General features: G+C 65.8%; 17 protein-coding genes. 4 read left to right on the top strand and 13 right to left on the bottom strand.

What is annotated here, in order from left to right:
• Positions 1-8 precede the first annotated feature (8 nt).
• The 3 genes from B597_RS47335 to B597_RS35180 all read right to left on the bottom strand — a co-directional run bounded on the left by B597_RS47335 (position 9) and on the right by B597_RS35180 (position 1,743).
• A complete protein-coding gene (locus B597_RS47335) occupies positions 9-311 on the bottom strand; it encodes a hypothetical protein (protein ID WP_024162060.1) in 303 nt (100 codons plus the stop codon).
• A gap of 113 nt (positions 312-424) precedes the next feature.
• Positions 425-1,078: a dienelactone hydrolase family protein gene (locus tag B597_RS35185; RefSeq protein WP_024162059.1), complete on the bottom strand. Its 654-nt coding sequence runs from the start codon at positions 1,076-1,078 to the stop codon at positions 425-427.
• On the bottom strand, positions 1,075-1,743 hold the full coding sequence (locus tag B597_RS35180; RefSeq protein WP_003297305.1) for a phosphoribosyltransferase: 669 nt from the start codon (positions 1,741-1,743) through the stop codon (positions 1,075-1,077). Before B597_RS35180 ends, B597_RS35185 begins: the two co-directional genes overlap by 4 nt.
• Before the next feature lie 167 nt (positions 1,744-1,910).
• On the opposite strand from B597_RS35180, the gene B597_RS35175 reads away from it, so the two are divergent.
• The gene (locus B597_RS35175; protein WP_003297304.1) at positions 1,911-2,402 is read left to right on the top strand and encodes a BCAM0308 family protein; all 492 of its coding nucleotides are present in this window, start codon (positions 1,911-1,913) and stop codon (positions 2,400-2,402) included.
• A gap of 219 nt (positions 2,403-2,621) precedes the next feature.
• Here B597_RS35175 and B597_RS35165 read toward each other — a convergent pair whose 3' ends face one another.
• The 5 genes from B597_RS35165 to B597_RS35145 all read right to left on the bottom strand — a co-directional run bounded on the left by B597_RS35165 (position 2,622) and on the right by B597_RS35145 (position 7,844).
• Positions 2,622-2,972 carry a c-type cytochrome gene (locus B597_RS35165; protein ID WP_003297303.1) on the bottom strand — a complete coding sequence of 117 codons (351 nt, stop codon included), beginning with the start codon at positions 2,970-2,972 and terminating at the stop codon, positions 2,622-2,624.
• 62 nt (positions 2,973-3,034) lie between these two features.
• Complete coding sequence (locus B597_RS35160; protein ID WP_003297302.1) at positions 3,035-4,303, bottom strand: PQQ-dependent sugar dehydrogenase; 1,269 nt, start codon at positions 4,301-4,303, stop codon at positions 3,035-3,037.
• 153 nt (positions 4,304-4,456) lie between these two features.
• Positions 4,457-4,915 carry a YehS family protein gene (locus tag B597_RS35155; RefSeq protein WP_003297300.1) on the bottom strand — a complete coding sequence of 153 codons (459 nt, stop codon included), beginning with the start codon at positions 4,913-4,915 and terminating at the stop codon, positions 4,457-4,459.
• A gap of 66 nt (positions 4,916-4,981) precedes the next feature.
• Entirely contained in the window at positions 4,982-6,370 is a 1,389-nt protein-coding gene (locus B597_RS35150) for a sigma-54-dependent transcriptional regulator (RefSeq protein WP_003297299.1), read from the bottom strand.
• On the bottom strand, positions 6,363-7,844 hold the full coding sequence (locus B597_RS35145) for a sensor histidine kinase (protein WP_003297297.1): 1,482 nt from the start codon (positions 7,842-7,844) through the stop codon (positions 6,363-6,365). The genes B597_RS35150 and B597_RS35145 overlap by 8 nt, the downstream gene beginning before the upstream one ends.
• A 149-nt stretch (positions 7,845-7,993) precedes the next feature.
• Here B597_RS35145 and B597_RS35140 point away from each other — a divergent pair, with 149 nt between their 5' ends.
• On the top strand, positions 7,994-8,383 hold the full coding sequence (locus B597_RS35140) for a DUF4168 domain-containing protein (protein WP_003297295.1): 390 nt from the start codon (positions 7,994-7,996) through the stop codon (positions 8,381-8,383).
• A 143-nt stretch (positions 8,384-8,526) separates the two neighbouring features.
• Positions 8,527-8,973 (top strand): DUF2147 domain-containing protein, encoded by a 447-nt coding sequence (locus tag B597_RS35135; RefSeq protein WP_003297293.1) that lies wholly within the window; start codon positions 8,527-8,529, stop codon positions 8,971-8,973.
• 138 nt (positions 8,974-9,111) lie between these two features.
• On the opposite strand, the gene B597_RS47330 is transcribed toward B597_RS35135, so the two are convergent.
• Positions 9,112-9,276, bottom strand: coding sequence for a hypothetical protein (locus tag B597_RS47330; protein ID WP_192939398.1), 165 nt, complete (start codon positions 9,274-9,276; stop codon positions 9,112-9,114).
• A 182-nt stretch (positions 9,277-9,458) separates the two neighbouring features.
• On the opposite strand from B597_RS47330, the gene B597_RS35130 reads away from it, so the two are divergent.
• Complete coding sequence (locus tag B597_RS35130; RefSeq protein WP_003297292.1) at positions 9,459-10,031, top strand: antibiotic biosynthesis monooxygenase; 573 nt, start codon at positions 9,459-9,461, stop codon at positions 10,029-10,031.
• 168 nt (positions 10,032-10,199) lie between these two features.
• Here the strand turns inward: B597_RS35130 and B597_RS35125 are convergent, their stop codons facing one another.
• The 4 genes from B597_RS35125 to typA form a co-directional block, all read right to left on the bottom strand.
• The gene (locus B597_RS35125; RefSeq protein WP_003297290.1) at positions 10,200-10,928 is read right to left on the bottom strand and encodes an anti-sigma factor; all 729 of its coding nucleotides are present in this window, start codon (positions 10,926-10,928) and stop codon (positions 10,200-10,202) included.
• Positions 10,925-11,488, bottom strand: a complete 564-nt coding sequence (locus B597_RS35120) for a sigma-70 family RNA polymerase sigma factor (RefSeq protein WP_003297288.1) — start codon at positions 11,486-11,488, stop codon at positions 10,925-10,927. Before B597_RS35120 ends, B597_RS35125 begins: the two co-directional genes overlap by 4 nt.
• A 107-nt stretch (positions 11,489-11,595) precedes the next feature.
• On the bottom strand, positions 11,596-12,126 hold the full coding sequence (locus B597_RS35115; protein WP_003297286.1) for a DUF3455 domain-containing protein: 531 nt from the start codon (positions 12,124-12,126) through the stop codon (positions 11,596-11,598).
• A 183-nt stretch (positions 12,127-12,309) separates the two neighbouring features.
• Positions 12,310-14,130, bottom strand: a complete 1,821-nt coding sequence (typA, locus tag B597_RS35110) for a translational GTPase TypA (protein WP_003297284.1) — start codon at positions 14,128-14,130, stop codon at positions 12,310-12,312.
• Between the last annotated feature and the right edge of the window lie 125 nt (positions 14,131-14,255).

Genomic DNA, 14,255 nt, shown 5'->3' with positions numbered 1-14,255 from the left:
CTAGCGATTCACCATAGCCAGCCGAGCCAGAGCAGAAGCACCACCTGCCAGGCGCTGATCGCCAGGGCGCCGCGCTCCCCACTGCCGATTCCAATGCCGTGCGCGCACCCGCCAGCGGTTCCGCTCAAGCCGCATCCCCGGTCGGGCAGTGGCGGGCAGGCTCTTGAGCAAAGGCAGGTGCGGTCCACCGCGGCTATAGCCAGAAATCGGCGTTTCCAGGTGGCGCAAACCGCCAGAGCCTCGATCCGCCTCGACTCGTCGGCGGTAAGCGTGGCAAGAGGTGGTGCGTAGGGGTTGTTGTGGGTGTCCATGTAACCGCCTTGTCGTAGACGGCCTTATCATCCTGCCTGCCATGACTCACGCCAATCGGCGTGCCTGTCGCGTGCTGCACCGCATGCTTTACGGGTCGCTGCCGGCAACAGGATCAGCACAGATGCCTGAGAAACCAGTCGCCGGCCAACCGTGCCACCTCTTCCAGCGTGCCGTGTTCCTCGAACAGATGCGTCGCGCCCGGCACCACCACCAGCTGATGCACGCAATGCAGGCGTGCGGCCGCCGCTCGGTTGAGTTCCAGCACCTCGAGGTCGCCGCTACCGACGATGAACAGAGTGGCCGACTTGACTCGCGGCAGTGACTGATCCGCCAGGTCGACACGGCCACCACGCGACACCACCGCGGCGATGTCCGCCGGGCGCGACGCGGCAGTGATCAGCGCCGCAGCGGCTCCGGTGCTGGCGCCGAACAGACCGATGCGCAAGCCGCGCAGGCTCGCCTCATTGCCCAGCTGATCCACCACGCCGCTCAGGCGCTGACTCAGGAGTGGAATGTCGAAACGCAGTTGGCGGGTGATCTCGTCGACCGGCTGCTCGGCGCTGGTGAGCAGATCGAACAGCAGCGTGGCAAGCCCCATGTCATGGAAGCGGCGCGCCACGCTCTGGTTACGCGGACTGTGCCGGCTGCTGCCACTGCCGTGAACGAACACGACCAGTCCGCTCGCGCCCGGCGGCACGCACAGGTCGCCATGCAGGCGGGCCTTGCCGAGGGTGAAACGCATCGGTTTCGACGGATAGGCGTTCATGCCGGCTGCCATCCCCGGGACCATGCCCGCTGCAGCAGTTCCACCACCTGCTGGTCGGTGGTCTGGCCGAAATTGACGTACCAGCGGCCGATGGCGTAGAGGTCGTGGGGCAGATACAGGCAGACCACACGGTCGGCCAGCTTTTCCAGTTGCGCGACGCTCTCCGGCGCGGCCACCGGGACAGCCACCGTGATGCTGTCGGCACCCAGCTTGCGCACTGCCTGCACCGCAGCACGCATCGTCGCACCGGTGGCCAGGCCGTCGTCCACCAGCAGCACCGCGCGCCCCTTGACCTCCGGCCAGCGCCGGCCACCACGGTAGGCCTGCTCGCGGCGCTGCAGCTCGTGGGTCTCCTGGGCGACGGTGCCATCGATCTCGGCCCTGGACACATCGGTGTAGCGGAGAATGTCCTCGTTCATCACCCGCACGCCGCCACTGGCAATGGCCCCCATCGCCAGTTCAGGATTGCCCGGCGTGCCGAGCTTGCGTACCACCAAAATGTCCAGCTCCAGGCCCAGGTGCTCCGCTACTTCATAGCCCACCGGCACGCCGCCCCGAGGCAGTGCCAACACCAGCGCACCGTTCCAGGAACCTTCCTGCGCCAGACGCTCGGCCAACGCCCGCCCCGCATAGCCACGGTCGGGAAATGGGATGGTCACGGACATGGCGGTCTCCTCGCGTAAACGATCGATTACCTGAGTCTGGCCCAAGAAATCGCCAACGTAGCGGATCCTGTGCCAAATCATCGCAGCCGTCGGTCAGCGCGCCGCACAGCCAGCCTGTGCCGGTGGACTACGCTGCAAAAGCCACCTCTCTTCCTTGAGGCATCGAAATGGACAAGCATCGCCACAGCATCAGCGACAAACTCCTTCAGCCCGAACATCACGATCCCTACCTCAAGGCGTGGCATCAGCGCAGCGACACGCTCTGCCCGCAATGCGGCGCGGCCTATCAGGCCGGCCGCTGGACCTGGCAGGGACCGGTCCATGCCGCCGAAGTGCAGCAAGCCATCTGCCCGGCTTGCCAACGCATGGCCGACGATGCGCCCGCCGGCACCATCAGTCTGCGCGGTGGCTTCGTCAAACAGCACAGCGACGAACTCTGTGGGCTGATACGCAACACCGAGGAGATGGAAAAAAGCGAGCACCCGCTTGAGCGACTGATGGCCATCAGTGACGACGCCGACGGACTGAATGTGACCACCACCGGCCTGCATCTGGCGCAGCGCATCGGCCACGCGCTGGAAGCGGCCTACGACGGCGAGCTGAATATCCACTACGACAACGAGGAGTACTACGTGGATGTGCACTGGCGGCGCGACTGAGCCGGGGCCAGCCCTCCACGCCACGTCGCTCCTCGCCCGTGGCCATACGTGCAGCCCGGCCCTCGGCACAGAGCCAGCTGCCCGATGCCGAGCGGATCGCCCTGGCACGGCTCGACCTTGCCCGTCCTTGGCGCGCAGAACTCCTGCACGCAAGGGGCCGCCCGCAGCGCACGGGCGACCCAGCTGCGCGGAACCTGCCGGTCACAGGCGACAGGCTCGCTACAGCGGCAATTCCACACTCAACTTGATGGCCGAATACCAGCGCGTCACGGCAGCGATGTCGGCATCGCTCAGACCGGACGCGATGACGCTCATCTGCGGGTGCTTGCGCGCGCCGGAACGGAACGCCTGCAGCTGGCGGGCCAGGTACAGCTCGCCATTGCCGGCCAGGTTCGGCGCATCGGCGACCTTGGCGATGCCGTCGATACCATGGCAGGCCGCGCACATCTTGGCCTTGGCCTTGCCGGCGGCGAGATCGTCCGCCTGCGCCTGCGCCTGCGCCTGCGCCGGCACAGCCACCGCCAGTAGCAACGCCAGCCAGCGCAAGCGCCTCTCACGAAAATCAGTCATGCAGCTCTCCTCGGCTTGAACACCGGCCGGCAATAACCAGACAACCAGGCCGGCACGGCGGATTACTTGCCCTGGTAGGAGATGCGATAGATCGCCCCGGCAGTGTCGTCGCTGACCAGCAGCGAACCATCCTTGAGCTGGGCGACATCGACGATGCGGCCGTAGTATTCACCGGTCTCCTCGTCCAGCCAGCCCTCGGCGAAAGGAATGGTTTCGCCGGCCGGTCCGCTGCCGTCGGCGGCAAACGGGGTGAACATCACCCGCGCGCCAGCCGGCACCGTACGGTTCCAGCTGCCGCGCTGGGCGCTGAACAGCCCGCCGCGGTACTGCTCGGGAAACTGCTTGCCGGTGTAGAACATCAGGCCCATGTCGGCGGCGTGAGCGGTGGTCTCCACCACCGGCGGGGTCAGGCCCTCGGGCGGGTTCTCATCGGCATATTCGTTGGTGCGCACCTGGCCGCCGCCGTACCAGGGCATGCCGAACTTCATTCCGGCCTTGGGCGCATGGTTGATTTCGCCCGGCGGGGTGTCGTCGCCCATGCCGTCGACCTGGTTGTCGGTGAACCACAGCTCCTTGGTCGTCGGGTGATAGGTGATGCCCACCGAGTTGCGCACGCCGGTGGCGTAGACCTCGCGCTTGCTGCCGTCGCGCTCCATGCGCACGATGCCGCCGATGCCGTGCTTGGCGTACAGCTCCAGCTTGTCCTTGGGCGGTACGTTGTGCGGCTGGCCGAGGGAGATCGTCAGCTTGTTGTCCGGGCTGATGGCACAGACCCGCGCGCCGTGGTTGTAGCTCTCTTCGTCCCTGGGGATCAGCTCGCCGGTCGGCACCACGATGTCCGCGGCCACGTCCGGCCCCTCGTAGAAGAACTCCGCGGCCGGAAACACCAGTACGCGGTTGTGTTCGGCGACGAAGAGGAAGCCGTCCGGGCTGAAGCAGGGACCGGGCTGGGTGAAGGAGATCGCCGGAGCGAAACGCTTCACCTCATCGGCGCTGCGGTTCTTGGTGCGGTCGGTGACGGCCCACAGGTCGGTCTTGCGGGTACCGACGAAGACCACGCCGCTGGACGGCCCGACCGCCATGTGCCGCGCATCCGGCACCACGGCGTAGAGGTCGATGCGAAAGCCTTCCGGTAGCTTGATGCGCTTGAGATTCTCGCGGATGGCATCGGCGGTGGGGCCATCCTGGGGAATGGTCTTCATGTCCAGCGACTGGCCGGTAGTCTTCATCGAGCGCATGCGCTCCAGTGCTTCGTCGCTGGTCGGCGCCGCGCTGGCGGCGGCGCAACTCATCGCGAGCAGGGCGCTCAGGGTCAGGCGGAAAATCTTCATGGCACGCACCTCGGCACCGCCACGTGGGGCGGTCAGCTTGTTGTTATGGCGTTGCCCGGCGACGCGAGTGACGCGCCGGGCCTGCGGTTTGCTGCCTGCTTCAGCGTAGCGGCCGCTTCGCCATTTACCACTCGAGGTGCCGTGCGGTGTCGGTCACGCCTGGCGCAGCGCGAGGCCCTTGAGGAAGTTGCGCAGCAGCTGATCGCCGCAAGCACGGTAGTTGCTGTGGCCGGGCTTGCGGAACAGGGCGCTGAGTTCGGATTTGGACAGCGGCAAGTCCGCCGCCTGCAGAATCGCCTGCAGATCTTCGTCGCGCAGCTCGAAGGCCACGCGCAGCTTCTTGAGGATCTGGTTGTTGCTCAGTGGCAGCTCCAGGGCCGGAGCCGGACGGCTCTCATCCTTGCCACGGCGGAACCAGACCAGCCCGTCGAGGAAGTGCGCCATCAGCTCATCGCCGCACTCCTGATAGCCCTCGTCTTCTTCCCGCTTGAGAAAGGCGATCAGTTCGGCCTTCTCCACGGCCGCACCGCCGAGCACGGCGATCTCGGCCATCTGCGCGTCGCTGGCCTTGAGGATGTAGCGCAGGCTACGCAGAACATCGTTGTTGAGCATGCTGGGTCCTTGCTTGAGTGTGAGGGCGCGCAGTGTGCGCGCTCAGCGCCGCCACGGCGAGGACCATCAACCCTCTTCGCGCTCGCCCAGGCGTCGGTACAGCGTGCGCCGGCCGATACCGAGCAACGCGGCGGCACGGCGCTTGTTGCCGTCCACCAGCTTGAGCACATGCTCGATATAGCGCCGCTCCAGCTCCTCGAGCGTCGGCAGCAACGGGCCGTCGCTGAGCCGGGCCAGCAGCTCGACGCCGGCGCTGCGGGCGTTGTCGTGACGATAGCCGGCGATACGGCTGGGCAGGTGCTCCAGCTCGATACTGCGGCCATGACAGAAGGTGACCGCACGCTCGATGGCATTCTGCAGCTCGCGCACGTTGCCGGGAAAGGGATAACGCCGCAACTGCTCCAGCGTCGCTGGCGCCAGGCCGCGCACCGGCCGCCCGCTGCGGGCAGCGAAGTGAGCGACGAAGCCGGCAGCCAGCAGCTCGAGATCCTCCTCGCGCTCGCGCAATGGCGGCACCTGGAGGATGAAGGTCTCCAGACGGAAGAACAGGTCTTCGCGAAAGGCTTCGCGGCCGGCCTCGGTTTCCAGCGGGCGATTGCTGGCGGCAATGATGCGTACGTCCACCGTCAGCTCGCGCTCGGCGCCCACCGGGCGGATCGTGCCTTCCTGCAGCACCCGCAAGAGCTTGGCCTGCAGCGGCAGCGGCATTTCACCGATCTCGTCGAGAAACAGCGTGCCGCCGTCGGCCTGTTGGAACAGCCCCTTGTGCGCGCGGTTGGCGCCGGTAAAAGCACCGGCGACATGGCCGAAGAATTCGCTTTCCAGCAATTCGGCCGGCAGCCCGGCGCAGTTGATCGCGAGGAACGGCCCCTTGGCGCGCTCGCTCTCGGCATGCACCGCTCTGGCCACCAGCTCCTTGCCGGTGCCGCTCTCGCCGATCACCAGCACCGGCCCCTCAGCGCGGGCGAGCTGGCGAATCTGGTCGAACAGCCCGCGCATCACCCGGCTGCGCCCCAGCATCCCGTGAAAGCGATCATCGCTGAGCAACTGCTGGAAGCGCCGTACCTCGTCGCGCAGGCGCCGCGTCTCCAGCGCGCGGGCGACCGCCAGGGCGAAGTGCTCGAGATCCAGCGGCTTGGTGAGAAACTCGTCGGCCCCCTCCTTCAAAGCGGCCACCGCCTGTTGGATGCTGCCGAAGGCGGTAATGATCAGGAATGCCGGTGCCGCCTGCATGTTCTTGACCCGTCGCAGCAGCGCCATGCCATCGGCGCCGGGCAGGCGCAGATCACTGACCACCAGCGCCGGCTCCCAGCTTTCCAGCGAGCCGACCGCCTCCTCCGCGCTGGCCAGCGCACGCACCTGCAGGCCGCGATCTTCCAGCTCCTCGACCAGCAACTGGCGCAGGCTGTCGTCGTCCTCGACCAGCAGGACCCGCTCCTGCGACACATCAGTCATGCTCGACCTCCTCTTCGCTCAATGGCAGTGCGATGCGAAACGCCGCCCCCGGCAACTGTCCACTCACCAGCTCGATGCGGCCGCCGCACTCGCTGACCACGCCATGCGCCACGGCCAGGCCGAGGCCACTGCCTTCTCCGACCGGCTTGGTGGTGAAGAACGGCTCGAACAGCGCGGCGCGGTTCGACTCGGCAATGCCGGGGCCATCGTCCTCGACCTGCAACATCAGTTCGGCGCTATCGCGCCACCAGCGCAGCCGTACCAATCCGCCAGGGCTGGCCTGTGCGGCATTGCGTAGCAGATTGGTCAGCGCCTGTTCGAAACGCGGCGGGTCGACCCGGCAGTACAGCGTTTGCGCCGGTGCCTGCAGCTCTAGCCGCACCTGCAGCGCGGCGAGCTCGTCGGCAACCGCCGCGGCGGCCGAATGTGCCAGCACCTCGGCGGGCACCTTGCGCAGCGGCGAGCCAGCGGCACGGCCGAAATCCAGCAACTGGCGGACAATGGCACTGAGCCGCGCCACCTGCTGGCGAATCTGCAACAGCGCGCGGCGATAGGGCTCGTCCAGCGCGTCGTCGCGCAACACGCGCTGCGCCTTGCCGTCGATCACGCTCAGCGGACTGCCCAACTCATGCGCCACACCGGCCGCCAGACGACCCACCGCAGCCAGTTGCTGGCTCTGGCGCAGGCGGGCCTGCAATTGCTCCTCGCGGACCTGCTGCTCGGCCACCTGGCGTTCGGCGGCGGCAATGCTGTCGAGCATCTGGTTCAGCGCACCGGACAGTACGACGACTTCCTGTGGCCCGCTGCGTGGCGCGCGGTGCTCGCGTTCGCCGGCGGCAACCCGCTCCATGCTGCGTGCCAGCTGCTGCAGGTGCCGGCCCACTGCGGAGCGATGGCCGAGCAGGATCACCACCAGCGCCACACCCGCCAGCAGTCCGCCCAGCCCGGCGGCGATCAGTCGCAGGCGACGGATGTCCCGCTCAAAATCGCCCCAGCGCCGTGTTACCTGCAACAAGCCATTGATCTGCCCGCCGCTTTCCTCCAGCGGGACGAAGTAGGAATACACGGCGCGACCGTTGATGCGCTGATAGGCGCCGGTTCGCTCACCGCCAGCGGTAAGCTGCTGGATCGCCGACTCGTCCTGATCCGGCTCCACCGCGCCAGCGTACGCCGCGAGCTTGCCGTCACGGTCGTAGACATAGGCGCCATACACGCGACCGACGCCAAGCACCGACTCGAGCACCTGCTGCAGGGTGCGCTCGTGGTTCTTCTCCAGGCTGGCGCTGAGCGGCAGGCGCACCGCCCGCGCGACCAGTTCCACCTCGGCCTGCAGGCGCCGTTCGCTGCTGCGCTCGACCGTCCAGAGCACCACCGAACTGAAGCCGAACATGATCGCCATGAGCGGCACGATGACCTTAAGCAAAAGCGCGCCACGCAGGCTCGCCGGGCGCTGCCAGATTGATACATGTGTCATACCGGCACACTACAGCAGGCCACTGGCTACGGCCAGCGCGCCCCGATGAAACGATCAATTACTTATCTTTCAATCAGTTACGTTAAAAGCTAGCACCTGGCACGGCTGCTGCACTGTCGAAAGCGTCTTTAACCGAAGCAGGAATGAACATGACCCAGCACAACGCTCGTCTCGCCTTCGCCGGAATCTTCTCGCTGTTCCTCGGCCTGGCCGCCCCCCTTGCATCGGCGCAATCAGCCAACCCGGCCCCTACCGCGCAGCCGGCGGCCGGTGCACAGGCCCAGCAGTTCGGTGAGAAAAAACTGGAAAGCTTTGCCGAGTCACTCGGCGAGATCATGGAAATCCGCGAGGAATTCACCGGCAAGCTGCAGCAGACCGAAGACGCCAACAAGGCCCGCGATCTTCAGCAGCAGGCCAACGAGAAGATGCTCGGCGTGATCGAGGAAAACGACATCAGCATCGACGAGTACAACGCCATCAACGAGGCCGTGCAGACCGACCCGGAACTGCGCAACCGGGTGATCGCGATGATGCAGTAATGCCGGAGGACGCCGGCGAGGCGCAGAAATGGCTGCGCTTCGCCAGCACCCAGGCAGGAGAACCGGCCGGTCAGCCACCTGGTCCAGCGTAACGAAAACAGCGGTGCTAGAGTCGGCGCTGCCTTTTCCACACTGGAGACACCATGCGCTCACTGTTCAATGCCCTGCTGCTGGCCCTGCCACTCTCGCTCTCCTCACTGACCCTTGCTGCCGAATCGCCTGCCGGCCGCTGGCAGACCATCGACGACGAAACCGGCAAGCCCAAGTCCATCGTCGAAATCCAGCAGGCTGCCGACGGCACGCTGAGCGGCAAGGTCGCCGAAATCCTGAAATCGGATCACGGGCCGAACCCGGTCTGCAGCGAATGCGACGGGGAGCGCAGGGATCAGCCCATCACTGGCATGACCATCCTCTGGGACCTAAAGCCGGACGGCGAGCAGGCCTGGAGCGACGGCACCATCCTCGACCCGGCCAAGGGCAAGACCTACCACGCCAAGGCCAAGTTGCTCGAAGGCGGCGACAAGCTGGAGGTGCGCGGCTACATCGGCATCGAGGCGCTGGGCCGCACGCAGATTTGGGTCCGTCAGTAAAGCGGGCGACCGAGGCCGCCCTACCAAGTCCTGCAGGCCGCTGCGCAGCATGCACCTGACAAACCACAAGGACACCCGAAGGTGCCCTTGCTTTACTTCAGTCCCGGCCAGACCTCGTTGCGCTCGTAGCGCTTGCGGTCATTCTCGTTGCACCGCGCCAAGCGCCAACCTACTGGTGTACGTTGCTCGCCGCACTATCCGGCTGCCGGACGAATAGTCCAGCTCCAGGGCCGCCACCATGGGCAGGCCGATCTTGCGCGTGGCGGCAACGGTGTCCACGGTGGTGCGAGCCGCGCTGCTCAACAGGGCACTTTCCCCGTATAGTGACGCACCCGCGCTGCCGACCTAACCGGAACGCCGCGCGCACCGGGGATCTCCGCCAACCGGAACGATCCTCGCATGGCCTTCATCGCAGCCCACCACCCCGGCGCTGCGTAACGCCGAACGCCCTATCCGGGTCGCCGGCCTGATGCTGGAGATACACGATGTCTAGCGAACCCGTCACTTTGATGGTGGCCCGCCGCGTGCGCGACGGTCGTTACCACGACTTCCTCGCCTGGCTTCACGAGGGCGAACAACTGGCCGCCGACTTTCCTGGCTACCTCGGTTCTGGCGTGCTTGCCCCACCAGCGGGCGACGACGAGTACCAGATGATCTTCCGCTTCGCCGACGAACCGACCCTCGATGCCTGGGAACATTCGGCCTCGCGTCGTGCCTGGCTGCAACGCGGCGGCGAACTCTTCGCCCAGCCCCACGAGCACCGCGTCCACGGCATCGACGCCTGGTTCGGCAATGGCGACCGCCTGCCACCACGCTGGAAGCAGAGCGTGGCGATCTGGCTGGCGTTCTTTCCCGTCTCGCTGCTGTTCCACATCCTGTTCGGCGATGCCCTGAGCGAACTGCCACTGACGCTGCGCATCCTGCTCAGCACCCTGGCGCTGACGCCGCTGATGACCTACCTGTTCATCCCGCTGTCGACCCGCCTGCTGGCTTCCTGGCTGCACAAGCCGGCACGCACGGCCTGGCGGCGCAGTGGCGCGCCGGTCACGCCCCGCTGAGCCAGCGGGACCTTACTCAAGCTGGAGCGCGAGAAAGACTAACGCGAGGTCAGGCAAGCGGTCGCATTCTCCAGTCCTTGGAAACGGCGCCAGGTTAGCGGAGATGCCGGAAGCGATCCGAAGCACCTCGCAGACAGGCCAGAATCCCCTTTCCCCTGGCCTTTCTCGTCATATCACCTTTGCCGCGCGGCCGATGAACTGGATGGGGCCAGTCGGTCTGCCGGTCGGCGAGCCTGAAGGTTGCTCCAGCGTGAGCTCGAACAACTGATCGGGTTGCAGCGGAGGCAGGTCGTCGAGGCGAATCTTCAACGGCTCGCCCGGCTTGACCAGACCGAGGGAGACGGGCGCCTGCCAGCTATCGGCCTTGGTCCATAGCTGCAGCGCCTTGTCGGAAGGAATCCGGGTAACGCCCAGCGGAATCAGCTCCAGCTCCCTGCCCTGATTCCCGGCCTGCATTACCCAGCCGGGCGAAAGCTCGTTAGGCGTTGCCAGTACCACAAGCCAGGTCGGCGAGGGCTCTGGCGCCACACGTGTCAGCAGCAGGGCGCCGAGTACCAGCGCGGCGCTCATTCCCGCCGCCGCGAACCCTCGCCATAGTGCCAGGCTATGCCACAGGCCGGACCGACGCACGCTCGGAGCCGGAGTTGTCTGCCGCCGGGACTCATCCAGGCTGCGCTCGATACGCGGCCACAGACGCGATGATGGTGTCTGCGGCGGCGCCAGGTCGGTCAGCGGCAGCAGCCGTTGCTCCCAGTAGTCGACCGCTGCCTGCAGGGCGGGCTCGGTGTCCAGACGTCGCTCGACCCGCTCACGCTCGGCGGCGGACAGGGTGCCGAGCACGTACTCGCCGGCCAGCTCGTGCAGGCTCTCGTCGGGACCTTTCGGTTCGGTATTCATCCAATGCACTCGCGAAGGGCAGTCAGGCTGCGCCGGATCCAGGCTTTAACCGTGCCGAGAGGCGCGCCAAGACGCTGGGCGATCTCCTGGTGGGAATAGCCGTCGACATAGGCGTGGAACACGCAATTGCGACGCACCGGCTCGAGCTGCTCGAGGCAGGCATCCATGCGGCCGGGGCTGACCCGCCAATCGAAGGCGTCGGTCTGCGCCTGCCAGCCGGGAATGGCGTCCTGAGCCTCGACAGCCGCGTCAGAGTCGTCCAGCTGGACCTGCCTGGCGTCGTTGCGCACCGCATTGAGCGCAAGGTGGCGGGTAACACTGAAGATCCAGCCGCGCGCCGATCCGCGCGCGGAGTCATAACTGGCGGCCTTGTTCCAGATGCGAATGAAGGCGTCATGGACAATGTCCTCGGCCAGGGCCGGGTCGCGCACGATGCGCTGGGCCACGCCAAGCAGGCGTGCGCTTTCCTGCTGGTAAAGCCCATGCAAGGCGGAACGCTCACCGCGGGCGCAAGCATGCAGGGCGGCTTCGTAATCGAACAGGGCTGGTTGCGCTGACACGTGATCCGTCACTCGGTTGGAGATGGCCCCGGCAACTGCGCCGGGGCTCGAGGAGCTTAGAGGCAATCGGCGCTCAGTGCGAGCGGATCACCGCTTGAACGCCCCGCTTACTTGCGCGCCCAGAAAAGATAGTCCGCCTGATACGCCACCGTCTGGCGCTCGCCCTTGTTCGACGCCATGCACGCCGCCTCCGGCGCTACACCGCCTTTGGTCGCCAGGCGCTGGATGTAACGAACGCCGGTCATCGCACCGGAGCCTTCGGCCGGGTTCGCCTCGACCAGTTGAAGCGGAATGTTGCCCTCCCCGCCAGGCGCCACGCCCAGCTGCGTGCCAGTCACCTTGGAGCCATCGCTGGCTTCCCAGGTGGCGGGCGGGCCGTAGTAGGTGCCCACCTGCTTGCCGCTGCGATCGTTCAGCGCCGCCTTCGGACCGACGAAGACCCAGGCCATTCCGCCAGCGGCATCGCTTTTGGCCTGGCATTCATAGGTGATCTCGCCGACGCCGACCGTTTCCATGCTGACCCTGTAGCCGTCAGGGACTTTCACCGCGTCCGCGACATCTTGCTGCGCCAGGGCAGTAGCGCTGCCGCCAAGTGCCAAGGCGAGTCCGGTCATGTTCAGGAAGAGCGTCGCGTTCATCGTAATTCTCCGGTAGTGATCTGGTTTGCGGCGAGAGGGCCGCTGTCTGTACTACACGCCAGAGAATCGAACGGATGCACGACAACCGAAAAAAATCGATGCCGGTCTACCCGCTGCCATATCAGCAACCACAAAAAAGCCCCGCCGGCTTTCACCGGACGGGGCTTTCTCTTGCAGCTCTTTTTAGACCTTGCTGCGCTCGAAGCGCTTGCGGTCGTTCTCGTTGAGGTACTTCTTGCGCAGGCGGATCGACTTCGGCGTCACTTCCACCAGCTCGTCGTCGGCGATGAATTCCAGCGCCTGCTCGAGGGTGAACTTGATCGGCGGAACCAGGGCGATGACTTCGTCCTTGCCGGAAGCGCGCATGTTGTCGAGCTTCTTGCCCTTGGTGGGGTTGAGCACCAGGTCGTTGTCACGGCTGTTGATGCCGCACAGCTGGCCTTCGTAGATCTCGTCGCCCGGCGCCAGGAACAGCTTGCCGCGTGCCTGCAGGGTTTCCAGCGAGTAGGTCAGCGCGGTACCGGTGGCCATCGAGACCAGCACGCCGTTCTGGCGGTTGGTCACTTCGCCGGCCTTGATCGGGCCGTAGTGGCTGAAGGTCGAGGTCAGGATGCCCGAGCCCGAGGTCAGGGTCAGGAAGTTGTTACGGAAGCCGATCAGGCCACGCGCCGGGATGGTGTATTCCAGGCGCACACGGCCCTTGCCATCCGGGACCATGTTGCTCAGGTCGCCCTTGCGCAGACCCATCTGCTCCATCACCGGGCCCTGGTGCTGCTCTTCGATGTCGATGGTGACGTTCTCGTACGGCTCCTGCTTCTCGCCGGCCTCATTCTCGATGATCACCACTTCCGGGCGGCCTACGGCCAGCTCGAAGCCTTCACGACGCATGGTTTCGATCAGCACCGACAGGTGCAGCTCGCCACGACCGGATACCTTGAACTTCTCGGGGCTGTCGCCCGGCTCGACGCGCAGGGCCACGTTGTGCAGCAGTTCCTTTTCCAGGCGGTCCTTGATGTTGCGGCTGGTGACGAACTTGCCTTCCTTGCCGGCGAACGGCGAGTCGTTGACCTGGAAGGTCATGCTCACAGTCGGCTGGTCGACGGTCAGCGGCGGCAGGGCCTCGACGGCGTTCTGGTCGCACAGGGTGTCGGAGATGTACAGCTCGTCCATGCCGGATACGCAGACGATGTCGCCGGCTTCGGCTTCCTGCACTTCGACGCGCTGCAGACCGGAGTGACCCATGATCTTGAGGATACGGCCGTTGCGCTTCTTGCCGTCGGCGCCGATGGCGGTGACCGGGCTGTTGGCCTTGACGGTGCCGCGGGCGATGCGGCCGATGCCGATCACGCCGAGGAAGCTGTTGTAGTCCAGCTGCGAGATCTGCATCTGGAACGGACCGTCGAGGTCGACCTTGGGTGCCGGAACGTGGTCGATGATGGCCTGGAACAGGGCGTCCATGTTGTCGTCCATCTTCTCGTGATCCATGCCGGCGATGCCGTTCAGGGCACTGGCGTAGACGATCGGGAAGTCCAGCTGCTCGTCAGTGGCGCCGAGGTTGTCGAACAGGTCGAACATCTGGTCGATGACCCAGTCAGGACGCGCGCCCGGACGGTCGATCTTGTTGACCACGACGATCGGACGCAGGCCGGCCTTGAACGCCTTCTGGGTCACGAAGCGGGTCTGCGGCATCGGGCCGTCCTGGGCGTCGACCACCAGCAGTACGGAGTCGACCATGCTCATCACGCGCTCGACTTCACCGCCGAAGTCGGCGTGGCCGGGGGTGTCGACGATATTGATGTTGTAGCCGTTCCACTTCAGCGCGGTGTTCTTGGCCAGGATGGTAATGCCGCGTTCCTTTTCCTGGTCGTTGGAGTCCATCACGCGCTCGTTTTCCAGCTCCTTGCGGTCAAGGGTGCCGGACAGGCGCAGCAGCTTGTCGACGAGGGTGGTCTTGCCATGGTCGACGTGGGCGATGATGGCGATGTTGCGTAGATTCTCGATCACTGATTCGTTTCTCTTTAGAGAGCTTCGAGCTGAGGCTGGAAGCTTGAAGTAGTCCGGACGGCGTCAGGCTGTCCGAGGTTGTAATGGCATGGCCTTGCGATCAATGCCGGTCGGGAGGGCGGTGG

It is taken from the genome of Stutzerimonas stutzeri KOS6, assembly GCF_000307775.2.
Classification (GTDB): Bacteria; Pseudomonadota; Gammaproteobacteria; order Pseudomonadales; family Pseudomonadaceae; genus Stutzerimonas; species Stutzerimonas stutzeri_B.
Note: the sequence above shows the minus strand (reverse complement) of the source record. Positions and strands in the feature narration are given on the sequence as shown.

Bases quoted from the DNA above. Each gene is read 5' to 3' on its own strand.
- B597_RS35150 (WP_003297299.1), bottom strand. From the start codon at position 6,370: ATGACTGATGTGTCGCAGGAGCGGGTCCTGCTGGTCGAGGACGACGAC.
- B597_RS35180 (WP_003297305.1), bottom strand. From the start codon at position 1,743: ATGTCCGTGACCATCCCATTTCCCGACCGTGGCTATGCGGGGCGGGCG.
- B597_RS35115 (WP_003297286.1), bottom strand. From the start codon at position 12,126: ATGAACGCGACGCTCTTCCTGAACATGACCGGACTCGCCTTGGCACTT.
- B597_RS47335 (WP_024162060.1), bottom strand. From the start codon at position 311: ATGGACACCCACAACAACCCCTACGCACCACCTCTTGCCACGCTTACC.
- B597_RS35125 (WP_003297290.1), bottom strand. From the start codon at position 10,928: ATGAATACCGAACCGAAAGGTCCCGACGAGAGCCTGCACGAGCTGGCC.
- B597_RS35160 (WP_003297302.1), bottom strand. From the start codon at position 4,303: ATGAAGATTTTCCGCCTGACCCTGAGCGCCCTGCTCGCGATGAGTTGC.
- B597_RS35185 (WP_024162059.1), bottom strand. From the start codon at position 1,078: ATGAACGCCTATCCGTCGAAACCGATGCGTTTCACCCTCGGCAAGGCC.
- B597_RS35155 (WP_003297300.1), bottom strand. From the start codon at position 4,915: ATGCTCAACAACGATGTTCTGCGTAGCCTGCGCTACATCCTCAAGGCC.
- B597_RS35165 (WP_003297303.1), bottom strand. From the start codon at position 2,972: ATGACTGATTTTCGTGAGAGGCGCTTGCGCTGGCTGGCGTTGCTACTG.
- B597_RS35135 (WP_003297293.1), top strand. From the start codon at position 8,527: ATGCGCTCACTGTTCAATGCCCTGCTGCTGGCCCTGCCACTCTCGCTC.
- B597_RS35140 (WP_003297295.1), top strand. From the start codon at position 7,994: ATGACCCAGCACAACGCTCGTCTCGCCTTCGCCGGAATCTTCTCGCTG.
- B597_RS35175 (WP_003297304.1), top strand. From the start codon at position 1,911: ATGGACAAGCATCGCCACAGCATCAGCGACAAACTCCTTCAGCCCGAA.
- B597_RS35130 (WP_003297292.1), top strand. From the start codon at position 9,459: ATGTCTAGCGAACCCGTCACTTTGATGGTGGCCCGCCGCGTGCGCGAC.
- B597_RS35145 (WP_003297297.1), bottom strand. From the start codon at position 7,844: ATGACACATGTATCAATCTGGCAGCGCCCGGCGAGCCTGCGTGGCGCG.